This is a genomic window from Picosynechococcus sp. PCC 7117, assembly GCF_001693275.1.
Classification (GTDB): domain Bacteria; phylum Cyanobacteriota; class Cyanobacteriia; order Cyanobacteriales; family MRBY01; genus MRBY01.
In genome coordinates this window covers 2,890,080-2,908,311 of sequence record NZ_CP016477.1, presented here as the reverse complement: position 1 = coordinate 2,908,311, position 18,232 = coordinate 2,890,080, and the positions used below count along the sequence as shown (strand labels likewise).

Genomic DNA, 18,232 nt, shown 5'->3' with positions numbered 1-18,232 from the left:
TGGGTTTCTACCCTGTGGCGATCGCCCCTCCGCACACCCCTATGGATATTCATAAAAACCAATGCTGATGAACATTGCCGATAAAATCGTGATTCTCCATCAAGCGGAGTTGCAGGGGAACATCTGGGAAAAAATCCTCCATTCCCAAGGGCTACAGTCTGTGATCTTGCCCTTTAGCGTTGATCTGCAGGGAGAGCTCCTGGATTTGTCGGCGGCCCAACAATCTTTACCCAACTTGATTTTATTAGAGCAACAACTACCCAGCTTTGATACGGCAAAATTTTGCCAGTGGATGCAAAGCTTTGAGCAACCGATTCCGGTGATTTTAATTGCGGCCCAAACCCGTAAGGTGGCCCCGGCTGATCGAGAAACGGCGATCGCCAATGGAGCAGCAGATCTTTTACCTCAATTTGATCTCAATAGCATTGCGATCGAAGCCGTCAGTGGCCTCAAAACCGTCGCCAAGGTGCTGGGAAATATCAACATCGTCAACAATACCCTCGTCACCTGCATCATGGAACTGAAACGGGAGCTAGAAGCGGGTCAAGAATTTCCCGTTGCTCCCCCTGCCGTGTCTTCAAATACACCTGAACTAAAACCGCCCACGCCGACTGTTGCCTCACCACCACCGGAAGCCCCTGCCCCGAAAACCCGTAAATATCGAGGCCGCGATTATTAAGCTCCAGAGCGATCAATAAAAACCATGGCATAATAGCTTCGCCTCAGGTTAAGGCTTTGCACCATGGATCAAGTTTGGCGAGATAAATTTTGGGTACGGGATTGGCAACCAGGCGATCGCGCCGATGCGGCCAAGGTCATTGAACAGGTTTTAAAAGAGTACGGTTTACCCTGGGAACCGGAAGGAGCCGACGAGGAATTATTTAATATCGACAAGTATTATTGGCAACAGGGTGGTGAATTTTGGGTTATCGAGCAGGCCGGAACCATTGTCGGCACTGCCGCCTACTACCCCATTCCTAAAGGCAACAAGGCCGTCGAAATCCGCAAGATGTACCTTCTGCCTGAAGTGCGGGGCCAGGGTTTAGGAAAATATCTCCTGGAGGAACTCGAAAAGGCGATCGCCAACCGGGGCTTTGCAGAAATCTGGATCGAAACTGTCACTGTTCTCAAGGAAGCGGTTCAACTCTATGAAAGCCAAGGCTATCAACCGATCACCGATGTCGAAACCGCCCGCTGTGACCTCGCTTACATTAAATATTTACCGTGAGTTTTTCCCAGAAAAATTACTTGATTTCTCCTGCTGTTAAATAATTTGCTTCTTCTAGGAAGTCTTTGAGGGCTGCGGGGAAAGAATCATAGGTCAACAAGCCCCCCTCACAATTGCCCTGATCGTCAAAATTGCCCCGGCATTCTTCGAGGCCCCAATCACTAGTTCTGTCGTAGCGATTGAGCATTAAATTCCAGCCCGCTTGGGTTTCACCGAGGATGGCCTTTGTCGCCACATAGCCCGCCAGCATCCCATTCACTTCATAGCCTTCTGTTTCTGCATTTTGAATCGCGGCCCACATCGCTTGGAGTCGTTCCCGGTGGAGGGGGTAAAACCGTTCTTCTTGGGAGACATCCTGTAAAGTTAAACCGTCTAGCTGCCAAACTTGCACGGGCGGAAAACTGCCAGCATAGCTGCTGTAGCGATAGAGAAACCGATTATCACTGGTGACATATTCATAAATACCATTGCCATCGGGATCTTCGACGGGAATTGGCCCCCCATCAAAGGCTCCTAAATCGACCACTTCCCAGGTATTGTTGTCGGGATTTTGGGTGAAAATTTGCACCATGGCACAGCAATGGGCACCACCGGAATATTGGGAAAAAATCACCTCTGGGAAGTCATTCTTCGGATCCATCTCCGCGATTTGCACCAGGCTGTACATCATAAAGGAACTGTCTTCTGTCCGCCGTAACACTTCTCGCTCATCCACCTGAATAGTCAAGGTCGGAACATAGTTGCTCCAGCCCTCTGGATTGGTTTGTTCGGCATAGCTGAGATTCGCCGTTACTCCCTGGCTGGTAATACTTCCAGAGTGATCGGGGGTTTCGTAATCAAATTCTAGAGTTGCGACCTCGGCCTGGGCACCACTGCTGAAGCCTAGGGGAAAAAGTGCTGTGCTAATAAAAAAAGTGGCGATCGCCTTTTTGATACCCATTGCTATCTCTAAATTCTCAGGAGTTTTCTTTCAAATGGTAGGCAACGCCGTTGGGCCACTGACCCAAAAGTTCAGAAAATGTTGTAGTCTCCCCCAAGCTACAAAATAAAAAAACACCCCCATCTAGGAGGTGCCACCATAAATTCCAAGCCGTCAATGCTGTTCAGTAGACCTTAATAAGCGTCCTGGAGTTCGTAAAAATCAGGGGAAATATAGTCTTTCCGCAGCGGCCAGCCGATCCAATCTTCCGGCATCAAAATCCGCTTAAGGTTGGGGTGTCCTTCATAGACAATGCCGTACATGTCATAGCTTTCCCGCTCTTGCCAGTCGGCCCCTTTCCAAATCCAATACACCGAAGGTACCACTGGATTTTCTCTCGGTAGAAATACCTTAACGCGGACTTCTTCTGGGTCGGTCACGTTGTCTCCGACCTTCAGCAAATGGTAGAAACTCACCAATTCTTTGCCTGGCCCCAAATCATAGGCCCCTTGACATTGGAGATAATTAAACCCAAAAGCATAGAGGGCAGTGCAGAGGGGAATTAGGAGATCAGCATCGACTTTAATAATCTCGATACCAGAGTGATCTCGCTCTAAGGATTCGTGGCTAAAACCGTTTTCTGTCAACAATTGGGAGACAGCACCCGCCTCAACAATGGCGGCTTCTTCGGGGGTGGGGTTTTGATTTTCTTCTGCCATCGCTTAGGCCTCCTCTCTTTGTTTCGCGGTCAGCAGTGCAGGGGGAACAGGCATTCCCATCGCTTCGGTGAGTTCTTTCGGCGGGTTGTTCCAGGTATCCATACCCAAATATTTCCCGGTGAGAATTGGCTCTACCACTTTCATGCTGTGGGCGGTGCTGTAGTAGCGGTGGGTCTGTTCTGTTTTTAAAGACCGCTCTTGAATGGTTTCGTTAGAAACTTTTTTGCGCAATTTGATAATGGCATCAATGATGGCTTCTGGTCTGGGGGGACAACCGGGAATATATAGATCCACCGGAATCAGCTTATCAACGCCCCGGACAGCGGTGGTGGAGTCGCTACTGAACATCCCGCCGGTGATCGTGCAAGCACCCATGGCGATCACATATTTCGGTTCGGGCATTTCTTCGTAGAGACGCACCAAGGCCGGAGCCATTTTCATGGTGACGGTACCAGCGACCAAAATTAGATCTGCCTGACGAGGACTAGAACGGGGCACGAGGCCAAAGCGGTCGAAGTCAAAGCGGGAGCCAAGGAGGGCGGCAAATTCGATAAAACAGCAGGCTGTCCCGTACAAGAGCGGCCACAGACTAGAGAGGCGCGCCCAGTTGTAGAGGTCATCAACGGTGGTGAGGATGACATTCTCCGAGAGATCTTGGGTGACCTGCGATCGCCCCATGGGGTTGAGCAGTTTTTCGGTTTGCTGTTGTTCAAAGGATGTCGGATTCATGACCATTCAAGGGCTCCTTTTCTCCAGGCGTACACAAGGGCAATCACGAGGATTGCGATAAAAATGAGGGCTTCAACAAAGGCAAGGAGGCCGAGTTGGTTAAAGGCCACCGCCCATGGGTAAAGGAAAACGGTTTCCACGTCGAAGACAACGAACACCAAGGCGAACATATAGTAGCGGATGTTGAACTGAATCCACGCGCCGCCGATGGGTTCCATCCCTGATTCGTAGGTGGTTTTGCGTTCAGGCCCGCCCCCTTTAGGACGCAGCAGTTTCGATGCGGTGAGGGCAAGGATCGGGACTAGGCTACTGACGATGAGAAAGCCTAGGAAATATTCATAGCCGGAGAGGACAAACACTGGTGTTGTAATACCTCGCAGTTTTTTGACTTGGAATTTTTATGTCCTATCCAGTATAAAACCTATCCCGGCGGGATCATAGGTAGATGCTCCTAATCAGTGACATAAGTGAGAGTTGAGGATTGGAACGCTCTTGCACCGGAGGCGATCGCCTTTACTGGCTAAGCGGAGCCAAAACCAGCGACCGGGCTTCGACAATGCTCAACCCTCATTAATTTGTCAGCCCTCGTTAATTCTTCGTTTTTGGTAATGCGACTCGTTTTGACATTCCGCCAAAACATGAAGACGATCCCAGTCGCTATTCATCAAAGCTAACTTTTTCGCCCGACTCCAACCCTGCACCTGCTTCTCCCGATAAAAAGCATTGGCTACATGATCATAATATTCCGCATAAACCAATTTAACAGGCAAACGTTTCTTCGTATGATTAGCCCCCTGCCCATTTTGATGCTGCCATAAACGCCGCTCTAAATCCTTCGTACTACCCGTATAAAACGATCCGTCGGCACATTCCAAAATATACATGTGGGGCATAGTTGAACTCCTTGTTGTCAAAAGATCGGGCTTCGACTCCGCTCAGCCCTCATCTGTCTTAAAAGCTGGTTGAGCGAAGCCGAAACCAGCGACAAACCCAACATCGACCTAATACTAGCCAAATTTTCTGCACTCTCTTGGTCAAGCTCCGCGATCGCCTTTAAAGTCTCCTCTGGTTTGCGTAATGGTTCTTCCTCCGGTGCATTGGAATTTTTGCCGACAGATCAAACGATTCCAGATCAACTGGATAAGAGGCAAAAAGACGTCATTCAAAAAGATTTATGGTTTCTTCGGCTATGAAGCAACGTTTTGAGGGAATTTTTCGGCACAATCACAGTAGAGGCATTCGGTAGTAGAGGAGAAAAAAGCCATGGCGAAAAAGAATGATACGGCGGCATTATTGGGAGCCTTGGTGATCACCTTGGGGTTATTGGGCGCTGGTGGCTGGTGGTTTCTCCAACAAAATCAATCTCTCCAGTTGCCGGCTTCCCTGGGAGATGTAATTGGCCAGGGGGAAACCGCAAATCGCCTTAGTCGAGGGGAAAGGTTACTGCTCCAAGGCGATCGCCAACCGGACAAAGAACAAGGAATTGCGGCCTATGGAACAGGAGATTTCCCGGAAGCAATTCGGCTCTTTCAAGCTTCTCTCCAGGCGAGCCCCAACGATCCTGAAACTTTGATTTATCTGAATAACGCTAAAATCCGCCAGCAAACTGCCAATCCCCAGGCGATCGCCGTAGTGGTCTCTTTACCAGTGGATACCGATACAAGCGGCGCGAAGGAAATTTTGCGGGGTGTGGCCCAGGCCCAAAAGGAAGCCCTTGATGGGGGTCGCGGATTTTTGGTGGTACTTGCTGATGATGATGGCGATCCGGCGATCGCCGCTGAGGTGGCCCAAGCCCTCGCGGATCAAGCGGACATTTTAGGGGTGGTGGGTCATTTTAGTAGTGATACCAGTTTGGCGGCGGCCCAAATCTATGAGGCCGAGAACCTGGTGATGATTTCCCCCACGAGTACGGCGGTGTCCCTCTCTACAGCAGGGGATTATATTTTTCGGACAGTACCGAGCGATCGCTTCACAGGGACAGCCCTGGCCAACTATCTTTTAGAGCGTCTGAATCAGCAGCAAGTGGTGGTGTTTTTTAACAGTGCCAGTGGCTATAGTAATTCCCTCAAGGACAGCCTCACCACAGAACTCTTTACCCGTGGTGGTACCGTGGTGGCCGAGGTGGATGTGAGCCCTGGGGGATTTAATGGTGCCCAAGCTCTCACGGACGCGAAAAATAAAGGGGCAACGGCGATCGCCCTCGTCACCGATACCCCGACCCTCAACCAAGCGCTCCAGATCATCCAGGTGAATGAAAATCAGCTTCCCATTGTCGCTGGCGATAGCCTCTACAAACCAGAAACCCTACAAATTGGTGGGCGCGATGCCGTGGATATGGTGGTGGCGATTCCTTGGCACATTTTGAACCATACCAATGGCACCTTTCCCCAGGTGTCCCGCGCTCTGTGGGGGGGTGATGTGAACTGGCGCACGGCCCTAAGTTACGATGCGGCGATCGCCCTCATGACCGGGATTCAACAAAGCCCCACACCCGATCGTCAAGGTTTGCAACAAATTCTCGCTAATCCAAATTTTTCCGCAGCGGGGGCGGCCCAAACGATTCAATTTTTGCCGTCCGGCGATCGCAACCAGGCCCTAGAAATGGTCACCGTCCAACCAGGGGAACGGTCGGGCTTTGGCTATGATTTTGTGCCAGTGCCTTAGGAAATACTGATCTGGGCTTGGCTTGCTGGGGACTTAACAATCCGACCAATGATCGCGCTTTGGGCATAGCCGTTGCTTTGTAAGGCTTGGAGACAAGCTTGGGCATTTTCTGGGGCGATCGCCGCCAAGAGTCCGCCGGAGGTTTGGGGGTCAAAAAGTAGTTCATAGTCTGGTCGTTGCCGTTGGGCTGGGGTGACTTGAATAAACTGTTCGGCGGTGTGGTTTTGGGGTGCGAGGGAACTGGTTAAACCCCGTTGCAGAGTCTCCCTGGCCCCCTCCAAAATAGGCAATTGATCAAGGTAGATTTCAGCCCCTAAACCGCTGGGTTGCAACATTTCCAGAAGATGGCCTGCTAGTCCAAACCCGGTTACATCGGTACAGGCCGTGGCCCCATGGTTTCGTAAAATCTCCGCCGCTGTTTTATTGGATTGCACCATGGCGGCGATCGCCCCATCGATCCAATGTCCTTTTGTTTTTCTTTGCATTTCTGCGGCGAAAAGAGTGCCTGTCCCAAGCGATTTCGTCAAAATTAATACTTGACCTCGCTTTAGCTCAGTTTTGCGCCAAATTGCGTCTTTTTGCAACAAACCATTGCAGGTCAAGCCCAGCCCCAGTTGATCCGCTTCGTTAGTATGGCCGCCAATTAAAGCAATGTTGTCCCGATTTAAAATTTCGACAACCCCTGCAAGCAATTGTTGCAACATTCCCTGTTGTACCCTCGCTTTGCCATGGGGCAATGTAGCGAGTACAAGAACACTGTGGGGAGTTGCACCCATACTGTAAAGATCGCTCAGGCAATGATGGGTGACAATTTGGCCGAGTAGAAAGGGATCATTGATTAAGCTCGGAAAATAATCAATGGTTTGGACGAGGAGTTGATCCCTCGGAATTTGAATAATCGCCGCATCATCGGGCTGATCTAGACCGACGATCACATCAGCATGGGTGGGTAAGTTTAAGCCCTTTAAGCTGCTCGCTAAGATATCTTTGCCGACCTTAGCACCGCAACCAGCACAATACATTTTAGGTTGTTCTTGGGCTGGAAATTCGCTTGTCCGGGACATCTGAGGCAAGTCGGCAAATTGCGCCATAAATTTGCGATCAATGTGATCTTTCCAGCGCCACAACAGAGGCGATCGCCAACTCAATTTTCCCCAGGTTGCAAAGGCCTGTTTGTCCCCCGTGCCAATGAGCGCAAGATAACGTTTTTGGGAATGGTAGGCTTCTAATGTTTCGCCCAGGATAACCCGCTGTAAATTCCGTAGTAACGGTTTCCCTTGGCGCACCGCAAAAACCCCCGCTTTGGGTCGCGGTTCGTCGCGCATGGTGGCAATATCACCAGCGGCAAACACAAAAGGATGGGAAGGCGATCGCAGGGTTTGATCCACCAACACAAAACCGCGGTTATCAGTTTGGAGGCCACTTTCTTTGATCCAAGAGGGGGCTGCTGCCTGGGTCACCCAAATCACTTTGCCTGTCAGCACCAATCCAGACTGACACCGTACCCCCGTAGGCATCACTTCAACGACCGTTTCCTGGAGATGGACTTGGACATTCCGCCGTTGCAGCAGCTTTTGCGCTTGGCGACTGACCCCAGGATTTTGGTTGGTGCCCATAAGTTGCTGGCCCCGGTGGACGAGGTGCAACTCTAATAATTCGGGCGAAGCTAAACGTTGGCTGAGGGCATGGTGGATATTGAAGGCGAGTTCTGTGCCCCCGGCCCCGCCACCGACAATGATGATCCGTTGGGGTTGGTCGGGCGCTTGGTTTGCCGTGTCGAGAATTCGTTGCCAAACGTCGAGAAATTGGGGGACAGGTTTCGCGGCGATCGCATAGGCTTTTACCCCAGGGATCGTTTCTGTTGCCGGGGTACTGCCAATATCCAACGAGAGATAGTCAAAGCGGACAGGGGGACGATTTTCGCAATGGATAACCTTGTGATCGAGGTCGAGGCCAATCACTTTATCTTTCAAAAAATCTGCCTGGGCGAAGTGGGCCAAGCGCCGTAGATCGATGTGGGTTTCTTCGTAGCCATAAAAACCCGCCACATAGCCCGGTAACATCCCAGAATAGGGCGTATAGGTGACATCACTGATCAAGGTTAACCGCGCCTTTGCCTGCGGCTGCATCCCCCACATTTTCAGGGTGATCGCATGGCTATGACCCCCCCCAACAAAAACAAGATCACTCATTTTCTTAAATCCCAGGCCCCGGAAACGATGAAAAAGCTGCTGCTTGCTACCCTACCGCAAGCCAAGGTCAGAACGCTTAAAATCAAGAAAAATCACCGCCATTGACCCCCATGACAACTTCTTCTCGTTTTTCTGCTGCCGAACGCATTGCCTCTTTGAAAACGGCGATCGCCGGTGGTGTGACTGCCGGATTGCTGAGCTTCGGACTTTTATTACTCCATCGTTTCGCAGGTTCTGAAGGATTGCCCCTAAATTTTGGGGGCGGCCTTGGCACTCTCACCTTGCTGGTTAATCTGGGTACTTCCGCCTTATCCGGTGCCCTGTTTGCCCTGACTTACCGCTATGCGGTGCGCACCGATGATAATCCTCAATTGAATGCTGGGGTGATTGCGGCGTTTGCCCTGGTGCGGGGGGTGGCTCTGGTGGATGCGGGATCGGCGATCGCCCAAAAAGGTTGGCCCTTTGTGGCGGCCTGTGGCGAAAATTTTGTGGTCTTTGGTTTGACGGCTTTGGCGTTGAATTTCGGGAGGCAACAGGGCTGGCTTACACCGTTTAAATAAACTTTTAGAATTCGGTAGCTCGGTAAAATAAGACCGTTCTTTCCCATTGTTTGCCTGTGTTAATTTCTGGCGATCGCCCGTCCCGTCTTTGTCCCTGCGGCAGTCAAAAGCCTTTGGCCCAATGTTGTGCCCCTTATCTTCAAGGTCAACTGGCTGCCCCCACCGCCGAAGCCCTGATGCGATCGCGCTACACCGCCTACTGTTTTCGGGATGTGGATTACCTGCTGAAAACGGAACATCCCAGCCGCCACAATGCAGATAGTCGCCAATTGATTACAGCAACGGCGAATAGCATTTCTTGGTTGAGTTTAACGGTTATTGCAACGGCAGCGGGACGCCCCCAGGACGAAACGGGTATGGTGGAATTTGTCGCCGTTTACCAGGAAGCTAAGGCAGTGGGTCAACTCCACGAGCGATCGCAATTTATCAAAGAAAAAGGCCGCTGGTTTTACCTCGAAGGGGACATTCTGCCGCCCCTACAACCGAAGAAAAATGAACCCTGCTGGTGTAACAGTGGCAAAAAATTCAAACAATGCCACGGCAAAAAACGTTAGATCGGCAAGCTTAATTGAGGATCTTGCAACTGTTCAATAATTTTGAGATGGGCTTTTGAGAAAGGATAATCCTTGAGGCTTTGGAGCGAGACCCAACCCGCCCCTGATAAATTTACCCGATAAATTTGCGGTTCCACCTGGATTTTAAAATGGGTGTAGGCATGGAAAACCGTGTTTAAACTGCGTTCGTACTGTGCCCCCGGAAATAAATCCGTGAGTAAGGGCTGAATATTGCCTTCCTGGTTCGGAAATTCCCACAGTCCTCCCAAAAGTCCGTCCTGGGGCCGCTGTTGAATAAAAACTTGATTCTCCAGATTAAAGGCGATCGCCGCTACTATTTTTTTCGTGGAAATTTGTTTTTTCGGGGCCTTGCGGGGAAAATCCGTCGGTTGATGCTTGAGATAGGCAGTGCAATGATTTTGCCAAGGACAACGGGGACAAGCTGGGGTTTTCACCGTGCAGAGGGTCGCCCCCAAATCCATCAAGGCTTGGTTAAAATCCCTAGGATTGTCTGGATCGAGCAAGTTTTCTGAAACATCCCATAGTTCATTCAACGCTTTAACGGGCGGAACTTCTAGGGCGATGAGCCGCGCCAAAACCCGTTTCACATTGCCATCGAGGATTGCTAGCGGTAAATTCCGAGCCGAACTGAGAATGCCCCCAGCCGTCGTCCGCCCGATTCCCTTGAGGCGCAGTATCTTGTCTAAATCTTCGGGAAACTGCCCAGCAAAATCCGTCACCACCTGTTGCGCGGCCTGGTGAAGATTCCGCGCCCGGGCGTAATATCCCAACCCTTCCCACTGCTTTAAAACAGCCTGTAAATCCGCTGCGGCTAAGGCTTCCACCGTCGGGAACTGTGCTAACCACCGTTCGTAATAGGGAATCACCGTTTTTACCTGGGTTTGCTGGAGCATAATCTCCGAAATCCAGACCCGATAAATATCCGGTTCGTTGCGCCAGGGTAATGTGCGGCCCGCCTGTTGGTACCAATCCAAAAGCGATCGCCGCATTTCCGCTAAGATTTCTGCTGTCCACAGGGCTACCATGGTCAAAAAAATTCTCCCTTAATGCAAAAAGAGCCCCAGCCAAAACTGAAGCTCTCTTTAGGTTTAGTACCCCCAAGGGAATTCGAATCCCTGTCGCCTCCGTGAAAGGGAGGTGTCCTAGGCCACTAGACGATGGGGGCTTGCGGACTGAGCAGAAGCGCTTTTGTTTGTTTCGCTTGCGACTCACAGTTATACAATCTAACTGAAGAATTTTGAGATGTCAACCCTTTTGCCCAAACTTTTTGGCGGGATTCATCTAACGGGAAATGGCCTGCTGGGTTGTCCGATTTTCAGCCACTGGGTTGCCCTCGCCCCGCACCGCCTGGAACATCCCAAACCGACACAGGCCCGTACCAAAGGCTAGGCGCATCAGCAGAATGGTCGGAATTTCCCGTACTGACTTGATAAAACCGGGTAGACCGTATTGCAGCCAACCCCAGGGCCGAATTGCGCCGACCCAAATTGTGTGTAACCAGGAAGGAAGCGTTTCTCGGCTCCAATCAGCGTTAATCACGTGATCTTGAACAAGACCTGTCTCCTCTAGCAGTTCCGAAAAGCCTTCGATGCTCGAAAATTTCGGGTGCGCCCATTGGTCAAGGAGTTGGGTCATCACGGGTTTTTCCCACCAGTTGAGGGGAATTTGGCGATCGTCCCGTTGGTTCCAGTCGGCGACAACTAATTTTCCGCCTGGCTTCAGTACCCGGAGCAGTTCCTGGGCAAAAATCGCCTTATCGGGCATGTGGGGGCCAGCTTCTACGGACCAAACTACATCGAAACTGCCATCGGCGAAGGATAAATTCATCGCATCATCAACGGCAAATTTGGCGCTGATTCCTGGGGGGGTGAGTTGAGTTGCCCGCTCCACTTGCTTGGGACTGATGGTGATCCCAGTTACGTCAAAGCCATAGTCTCGCGCGAGGATGCGGCTACTGCCACCGATGCCACAGCCCACATCCAGCACTTTGGTTCCAGGAGGTAATTGATCCAAACCGCCCCAGCGCACCATCTCATGGACAAAATCAGCCTTGGCTTTGAGGAAATTTTTCGCCCTCGGGGGGTTGCCGTAGTGACCGAGGTGAATGTGTTCGCCCCAGTAATATTCAAGGATGCCGTCCTCGGTCCATTCGTCGTAGGAGTCGGCGACGGTGTCGGCAGATTTGTAACGGCGGGCTGTCAGCAGATAGCTAATGAGGGCGATCGCCAAAATTGTGGCACTAATCCCCAGGGCAAGGAGCAAGATATTCATGGGTTGAGTTTGCGTGAACTGCGGCAAAAAGGGCTCAAATTATCCTAACTGATCCGCGCCGGGAGGCTGGCGATCGCCATTTTCGGAAATTCAAGAATCAAAAAATCTACCCCAGGAAAGATTGCTTTTACGCCATTGATTAGAAGCGGATTCCATGTATTTTTGTTAAGTTGGACGGGCATTTACTGCAAAATGTTCATTCTTTTTTTAATTTTTACGCAGCTTCAAGCATCTTTTTTTATGAATTTAGATTTTCTTACCCGAAGTATTTTGGGGAATACCCTCGCCGCCTATGCCATGGCGATCGCCGTGCTGGTGGTGGGCTTTCTCCTGATCAATGGATTCAGGGCGCTCATTCTCAGTTCACTGCGGCGCTGGGCCAAAAAGACCCAAACGACCCTCGATCCGCGCATCACAAAAATTCTCAGTCAATCCCTAGTGCGTCTCCTCTATGTGGGGAACGTTTTTTTGGCGATTGGGAATCTCAACTTGCACCCCATTTTGAACCAAGCGGTGCGGGCTTTAACGGTTATTGCCACGACGGTGATCGGTATTCAGCTCATTTCCCAATTGGCAGAATATGCGATTCGCTCTTACCTCCTGCGTAAAGGCGACATTGAGCTAGAACAAAGTTTTAGTGCGCTGATGCCCATTTTGCGGGCCATACTCTGGGCTATCGGTGCGGTCTTCCTCCTGGATAACCTCGGCTTTGATATCTCTGCCGTGGTCGCCAGTCTGGGGATTGGGGGTTTGGCGATCGCCTTTGCGGCCCAGGGGATTTTAACGGATTTATTCAGTTACTTTTCCATTGTCCTCGACCGTCCCTTTGCCCTGGGAGACTTTATTATCGTGGGCGATTTCATCGGTACCGTGGAATATATCGGCATTAAAACCACGAGGCTCAAGAGTCTCAGCGGCGAAGAAATCGTCATGGCCAACACCGACCTCACGGGCTCCCGCATCCGCAACTTTAAGCACATGAAGCGGCGACGGATTGTCTTTAGCCTCGGTGTGCTTTACGAAACGCCTAAAGAAAAATTAGAAATTATTCCGGCCCTCATCCAGGACATCATTAGCGCCCAAGAACAGGTTAGTTTCGACCGGGCTCACTTTGCCAACTATGGCGATTTTAGTTTGAACTACGAAATTGTCTACTACGTTGAAAGTGGTGACTACGCCCTCTACATGGATACCCAACAAAAAATCAATCTAGCCATCTTTGAGGCGTTCAGTCAGCGGAACATTGAATTCGCTTACCCGACCAATGTGACCTATGTCCAAGGCTTAAATACCAACGCCGAAAAGGCGATCGCCCCAGAAACTGCCACGAACAGTTAATTCTTTGAATTATTGATCACAGTGCTGCCCTCAAGTTTTAAATTTGGGGGGTTTTTCTGACCAGATATCGCCCCCAGCCACAAAATTTCGTCATAATAATCAACTGTTGCGTATTTCCCCAAAAGCGATGACCTTTGCCCCCCTCAGTTGGCCAGAACTCGAAGCCCTCACCGATTTTCAGCTTGACTACGAAAACGGCCCGACCAACGCCCAATCCTGTTTACGGCTCTTTGGTCAGTCAGAAAGCGATATTCGGGTCACTCTCTACCGGGATAACCATGCCTGGTGTCCCTACTGCCAAAAGGTCTGGCTCTGGCTCGAAGAAATGCGCATCCCCTACCGCATCAAGAAAGTAACCATGTTTTGCTACGGCGAAAAAGAAGCCTGGTACAAGCAAAAAGTCCCCTCTGGCATGCTGCCAGCCCTGGAACTCGATAGACGAATGATCACCGAGAGCGACGATATTTTACTCGCCTTAGAACAGGCATTTGGGCCGCTCACTTCTAGTCTGACGGATCCCAGAGTTTTGCCCCTGCGTCGCCTCGAAAGATTACTATTCCGCGCCTGGTGCAATTGGCTCTGTCGACCACCGCTATTTCCCGGACAAGATAAAGAAGGTCGCCGCAAGTTTATCCAGGTGGTGCAACAGGTAGAAGAAGCCTTAGCCGCCACCCCAGGCCCTTACTTCCTCCAAGAATTTAGCGTGGTTGATGTGATTTTCACGCCCTATGTAGAGCGGATGAATGCCAGCCTCTACTACTACAAAGGCTATTCCCTGCGGGAGGAAAATCCTGGATTTGCCGCCTGGTTTGATGCCATGGAAACTCGCCTAACTTACCGGGGTACCCAGAGTGATTTCCATACCCATGTCCATGACCTTCCTCCACAAATGGGCGGCTGCTATGCCAACGGCGAACCCCAAGCTTTAGAGAATCAGCTCAAAGTTGATGAAGGGGATTGGTTTGGGCTGCCGGATGTCGCTTACCCTGAGCCAGCCAACGCCAAACAGGAAGCCCTGTACCGGGTGATTAAACATCGCCGCAATATTGTTAAGGTTAATCCCGCCAATGATCAATTTTTTGACCAAGCGTTGCGTTGTGCCCTAACCGCCATGATCACCGGAGAAGTTTGTGAGCCACCTAAGGATGCCGACAAAGCCTTGCGGTATCTGCGCGATCGCCTGAATGTACCGCGAGATATGTCGATCTATGCGGCAAAACATTTACGAACAGCTTTGGAAAACACCGCGAAACTGGCTGGGGAAAGACAGGGGGAACCGATCCCCGTGCGCCACCGCCGCGACCAAGATCCGGCCAATTTTCGTTAGAGATTGATAATTTCCACAGGGTCGAGGACATCGGCCGGAGTAAAGCCAAAGATTTGACTGTAGAAATAAAATTCGCTGTCGAGGGCTTTTTTGATATTTTCGGCCTGACGGAAACCGTGCTGCTCTCCTTCAAAGGGAACATAAGCAACGGGTAAACCTTTGGTTTTAATCGCTTCTACCATCATTTCCGCTTGGTTGGGGGGGACGACTTTATCCTCTAAGCCCTGGAAGAAAATCACGGGACAGGCGAGTTTTTCGGTGAAATGGATCGGCGATCGCCCGACGTATTTTTCCTTTTCTGCGGGATATTTACCGATGAGGCGGTCGAGGTAGCGGGCCTCAAATTTGTGGGTATCGGTGGCGAGTACCTCCAGGTCAGAAATGCCATAATAGCTGGCCCCGGCCTTAAAGACATCATGGAACGTGAGCGCGGCTAAGGTTGTGTATCCCCCGGCACTGCCCCCGGCGATCGCCAGTTTCTCCCCGTCGGCTAACCCCTTTTCCACAAGATACTTCGCCACGTTGACGCAATCCTGCACATCGACAATGCCCCAATTCCCATCAAGGCGTTGGTGATATTCCCGACCATAGCCCGTGCTGCCGCCGTAGTTCACATCCACAAAGGCAAAACCCCGACTCGTCCAATATTGAATCCGCAGATTTAAGCTCGCTGCAGCCATCGCCGTGGGGCCACCGTGACTTTTCACCAATAGAGGTGGTGCTGTGTCGGTGGGAGCTTGGAAATCTTGGTTTGTTGGGGGGTAATACCAGGCGTGGGCGGTGAGGCCATTTTCTGTGGGAAAGGCGATCGCCTGGGGTTGGGCCAGATAACTGGGATCAATCTGTAACGTGCTGGCTTCCTTGACCCGCACCGTTTCCCCCGTAAACAGATCCAGGGTAAAAATGGCGGTGGGTTGGGTGGCGGCACCGCCGATAAAGGCAATCATTTCCCCCTGCACCTGGAGGTCACTAATGCTGCTGTAGGGGACGGGGATCGGCGTAAGGGCACGGCGGTCGGGGTTGAGGGTCGCCAGCTTCCAAGTGCCGTGGTCGTTGTAAGTGCACACCAGAGTTGTTTCATCGACAAAGCCGAGGATCGATTCCCCAAATACCCAGTGGGGATAGCCAAATTCCGCTTCGGCAGGATAGACCGCTTGGACAGTTCCCTCAACGTAGCGATAGAGGTTCCAATAGCCGCTGCGATCGCCACTGAAATACAACACACCACCGGGCGACCAACGGGGTTCAACGACGGATTCACCATTGCCCCCAGCTACGAGCGTTTTTTCTCCTAGGGTGCCATCCCCTTGAAGCGCCGCGATCCAAAGTTGGCTGTTGTCCCAGGGCATATCGGGGTGATCCCAACTGACCCAGGCGAGGGTTGTGCCATCGGGGGAAAGACGGGGCGAAGTGTAGAAATCATTGCCTTCAACAAGGACTTGAAGGTCGCCGGAATCGAGGGTGATCGCCACCAAATCGTTTTTGGGTTCGTGGCCTGGGACGCTGTGGTCTTCGCTAACACAAATTAAACGGTTGCGGGCTGCATCAAGAATGAAATCAGCATAGCGGCGTTGATTTTCTGGGGTGAGGGCCTGGGGTTCCTGGTTTGACTTTTGGACATAAACGCGGCGATCGCCATCGTTGGAAAAATAAACGGTGCCAGTTTCCGTAATTAGAAAAGCACCACCACCATACTCATGGACACGGCTACGCACATTAAAACCCAGCGGCGTAATATCAACTGTCGTTCCGTCGCTATTGCGTTTTACCAGGGCATTGCGCCCTTTTTCCTGGGGTCTGCCCTCAAGCCAGTAAAGATCTGTGCCAGCCCAGGCCACTGCCCCCAAACCAATGCTGCTCGAAACAATCAGGTCAGAGGTAATCGGCGATCGCCAAGTGCCGTAGGGGGCGGTTTGCGGAGTGGCCATGGTAGAAAAAACCCAAGAAAATTCAAACTGATTATTACTCTACCCCTTGGGAAGCCAGGCCCACAATGGTTATTGGCTCGTACAAATGGAATCGACCACCTCACAGCCGGAGCCAAAATCACTACACACATCGAGGGCTGCTGCCTCGGCGCTCTCAATATCAGCCCCCCAGCCGCTGCCATAGGCCTCTGGCCCCATGGCGATCGCCCCACAGGCATTGCGGAACCAGACTAAGGCTTGGCAATCACCAGACGCAGCAAAAAATTCACAATCTTCCACAGCGGCTTGCTCGGCCTCTGCTTGGGTCGGCACATCAATCACATAGCCATATTCCCCGGTGGCCTCCGAAAAGGCGATCGCCCCAAAAAAGACGCCATCAGTCGGGGCGGTAATAACCGGATCGGGTGTTGTTGGTGTGGGAGTTGTCGGGGTTGCTGGCGTGGTCGGATTAGTGGGGTTAGGATTTGGGTTTTCTCCATTTCCCGGTGGCGTTGTCCCCGGATTTGGATTACTGGGCGTTACCCCTGGTTGGACTTCCCCGGCAATTTGACGTTGTTGCACCACTTGATAAAGTTGGTAGCCACCCAGTCCCAGTAGCCCTAAACCCAGGAGTAATCCCCAGGGAGCGCCGCGTTTTTTGGAACTGTTCTGTTGTAGATCTGCCGCCGAAAAAGAAAGCTCTTCGGCCACGTGATAGGTCGGTGGGGCTTGGTCTCCCCCGGTAATCTCGGTTGGCGGTGTGACCGGCGTACCAGCCGCAGCATTAGCATTGGAACCCGTGCCAACTGGTGCTGTGGCAATGGTAGAGGCAACGATGGTCGGTAAAATTTCTGGCATGACCTCCGTGGCTTGATTGTTGGGCATCGCCGCTGTAAGGGCCGCCCGCATTGCCTTAGCCGTCATAAACCGTTCTTTCGGATTGGGCTTAATGGCAAAATTGAGCACCGCCACCAGGTGTTGATCCGCGATATTTTGACTGGGCCAGGTTAATTCGCCGGTGATGGGGTCATGTTGAAAATCTTGGGGCATCATTCCGGTGAGGAGATAAACCATCGTCAGAGCGAGGGCATACAAGTCACTCGAAAAAACGGGCCGACCGGATGCCTGTTCCGGGGGCATAAATCCAGGGGTACCGATCACGATGGAGCTTTTTGGGGTGGCACCACTGATCATCATTTGGGTGCCCATAATTTCTCGGACTGCACCAAAGTCAATCAGCACAGGTTTTTTGTCCGCTGCGCGCAGAATGATATTTTCTGGCTTGATGTCCCGGTGGATAATTTGTTTGGTTTCGATAAATTCCAAAATATCGAGGGTGTCCACTAAGATTTGCCGGACGGTGGCGGCGGACTGGGGCCCTTCATTTTTTAAAAGTGCTTCTAGGGTTTGACCTTCGATGTACTCCTGGACGAGGTAGAATTTGCCATCTTCCTCAAAATAGGCATAGAGGCTCGGAATTTGGGGATTGCTGCCGAGTTCTTCTAGTAATACGGCTTCCCGTTGGAAACGTTCCTGCACCAGACGATAGATTTCGGATTGATCCTCAATGGGCCGAAGCTGTTTTGCGACCCGGATGGGCTGGGAGGGCATGTAGCTGTCTTTTACGAGGTATGTGACGCCAAATCCTCCACTACCCAACTCACGGAGAATTTGATATCGACCAGAACCGATTGTCTGTTTCGTCATGGCTTCAGGTTATATTTCGCGATGTCAAAGGAGTACTTGGGGCCTTTGATGCTTTCATCATAAACGGAGAATCTCAAAAGTCTGGTTAGAGGTGAG

The 18,232-nt window shown here is 51.4% G+C and carries 19 protein-coding genes and 1 tRNA gene; 8 read left to right on the top strand and 12 right to left on the bottom strand.

Annotated features, from left to right (window positions below):
• Positions 1–61: 61 nt before the first annotated feature.
• A complete protein-coding gene (locus AWQ22_RS13860; RefSeq protein WP_157094638.1) occupies positions 62–679 on the top strand; it encodes a response regulator in 618 nt (205 codons plus the stop codon).
• Between the two features lie 63 nt (positions 680–742).
• Positions 743–1,228, top strand: coding sequence for a GNAT family N-acetyltransferase (locus AWQ22_RS13855; RefSeq protein ID WP_065711469.1), 486 nt, complete (start codon positions 743–745; stop codon positions 1,226–1,228).
• A 16-nt stretch (positions 1,229–1,244) separates the two neighbouring features.
• Here AWQ22_RS13855 and AWQ22_RS13850 read toward each other — a convergent pair whose 3' ends face one another.
• The 5 genes from AWQ22_RS13850 to AWQ22_RS13830 all read right to left on the bottom strand — a co-directional run bounded on the left by AWQ22_RS13850 (position 1,245) and on the right by AWQ22_RS13830 (position 4,488).
• On the bottom strand, positions 1,245–2,168 hold the full coding sequence (locus tag AWQ22_RS13850; RefSeq protein WP_065711468.1) for a hypothetical protein: 924 nt from the start codon (positions 2,166–2,168) through the stop codon (positions 1,245–1,247).
• Between the two features lie 173 nt (positions 2,169–2,341).
• Positions 2,342–2,866, bottom strand: a complete 525-nt coding sequence (locus tag AWQ22_RS13845) for an NAD(P)H-quinone oxidoreductase subunit J (protein WP_065711467.1) — start codon at positions 2,864–2,866, stop codon at positions 2,342–2,344.
• A gap of 3 nt (positions 2,867–2,869) precedes the next feature.
• Positions 2,870–3,601, bottom strand: coding sequence for a photosynthetic/respiratory NAD(P)H-quinone oxidoreductase subunit K (gene ndhK, locus AWQ22_RS13840; protein WP_012308341.1), 732 nt, complete (start codon positions 3,599–3,601; stop codon positions 2,870–2,872).
• The gene (gene ndhC / locus AWQ22_RS13835; protein WP_012308340.1) at positions 3,592–3,954 is read right to left on the bottom strand and encodes a photosynthetic/respiratory NAD(P)H-quinone oxidoreductase subunit C; all 363 of its coding nucleotides are present in this window, start codon (positions 3,952–3,954) and stop codon (positions 3,592–3,594) included. The genes ndhK and ndhC overlap by 10 nt, the downstream gene beginning before the upstream one ends.
• Before the next feature lie 219 nt (positions 3,955–4,173).
• Positions 4,174–4,488 carry a GIY-YIG nuclease family protein gene (locus AWQ22_RS13830; RefSeq protein WP_065711466.1) on the bottom strand — a complete coding sequence of 105 codons (315 nt, stop codon included), beginning with the start codon at positions 4,486–4,488 and terminating at the stop codon, positions 4,174–4,176.
• Positions 4,489–4,557: 69 nt separating this feature from the next.
• Between AWQ22_RS13830 and AWQ22_RS16800 the strand changes: the two genes are divergently transcribed.
• Together AWQ22_RS16800 and AWQ22_RS13825 are read left to right on the top strand one after the other, a co-directional pair.
• Positions 4,558–4,788, top strand: coding sequence for a hypothetical protein (locus AWQ22_RS16800; protein ID WP_157094637.1), 231 nt, complete (start codon positions 4,558–4,560; stop codon positions 4,786–4,788).
• Between the two features lie 70 nt (positions 4,789–4,858).
• Entirely contained in the window at positions 4,859–6,259 is a 1,401-nt protein-coding gene (locus AWQ22_RS13825; protein WP_065711465.1) for an ABC transporter substrate-binding protein, read from the top strand.
• Here the strand turns inward: AWQ22_RS13825 and selD are convergent.
• Entirely contained in the window at positions 6,256–8,451 is a 2,196-nt protein-coding gene (gene selD, locus AWQ22_RS13820; protein ID WP_065711464.1) for a selenide, water dikinase SelD, read from the bottom strand. The genes AWQ22_RS13825 and selD overlap by 4 nt on opposite strands.
• A 110-nt stretch (positions 8,452–8,561) precedes the next feature.
• Between selD and AWQ22_RS13815 the strand changes: the two genes are divergently transcribed.
• Both AWQ22_RS13815 and AWQ22_RS13810 read left to right on the top strand, forming a co-directional pair.
• Positions 8,562–9,011, top strand: coding sequence for a hypothetical protein (locus tag AWQ22_RS13815; RefSeq protein ID WP_065711463.1), 450 nt, complete (start codon positions 8,562–8,564; stop codon positions 9,009–9,011).
• A gap of 56 nt (positions 9,012–9,067) precedes the next feature.
• Entirely contained in the window at positions 9,068–9,565 is a 498-nt protein-coding gene (locus tag AWQ22_RS13810) for a YchJ family protein (RefSeq protein WP_065711462.1), read from the top strand.
• On the opposite strand, the gene mutY is transcribed toward AWQ22_RS13810, so the two are convergent.
• The 4 genes from mutY to AWQ22_RS17145 form a co-directional block, all read right to left on the bottom strand.
• Entirely contained in the window at positions 9,562–10,611 is a 1,050-nt protein-coding gene (mutY, locus tag AWQ22_RS13805; RefSeq protein WP_084449012.1) for an A/G-specific adenine glycosylase, read from the bottom strand. The two genes, AWQ22_RS13810 and mutY, sit on opposite strands and share 4 nt — an antisense overlap.
• Before the next feature lie 67 nt (positions 10,612–10,678).
• Positions 10,679–10,751, bottom strand: a tRNA-Glu gene (locus AWQ22_RS13800).
• Between the two features lie 116 nt (positions 10,752–10,867).
• A complete protein-coding gene (locus AWQ22_RS13795; protein WP_065711461.1) occupies positions 10,868–11,857 on the bottom strand; it encodes a methyltransferase domain-containing protein in 990 nt (329 codons plus the stop codon).
• A gap of 44 nt (positions 11,858–11,901) precedes the next feature.
• Entirely contained in the window at positions 11,902–12,039 is a 138-nt protein-coding gene (locus AWQ22_RS17145) for a hypothetical protein (protein WP_157094636.1), read from the bottom strand.
• Positions 12,040–12,097: 58 nt separating this feature from the next.
• Between AWQ22_RS17145 and AWQ22_RS13790 the strand changes: the two genes are divergently transcribed.
• Positions 12,098–13,195: a mechanosensitive ion channel family protein gene (locus AWQ22_RS13790; RefSeq protein WP_065711738.1), complete on the top strand. Its 1,098-nt coding sequence runs from the start codon at positions 12,098–12,100 to the stop codon at positions 13,193–13,195.
• Positions 13,196–13,322: 127 nt separating this feature from the next.
• Positions 13,323–14,522, top strand: coding sequence for a glutathione S-transferase family protein (locus tag AWQ22_RS13785; protein ID WP_065711737.1), 1,200 nt, complete (start codon positions 13,323–13,325; stop codon positions 14,520–14,522).
• Here AWQ22_RS13785 and AWQ22_RS13780 read toward each other — a convergent pair.
• Positions 14,519–16,450, bottom strand: coding sequence for a S9 family peptidase (locus AWQ22_RS13780; protein ID WP_065711460.1), 1,932 nt, complete (start codon positions 16,448–16,450; stop codon positions 14,519–14,521). The genes AWQ22_RS13785 and AWQ22_RS13780 overlap by 4 nt on opposite strands.
• 69 nt (positions 16,451–16,519) lie before the next feature.
• Positions 16,520–18,136, bottom strand: a complete 1,617-nt coding sequence (locus tag AWQ22_RS13775) for a protein kinase domain-containing protein (RefSeq protein WP_071925391.1) — start codon at positions 18,134–18,136, stop codon at positions 16,520–16,522.
• Between the last annotated feature and the right edge of the window lie 96 nt (positions 18,137–18,232).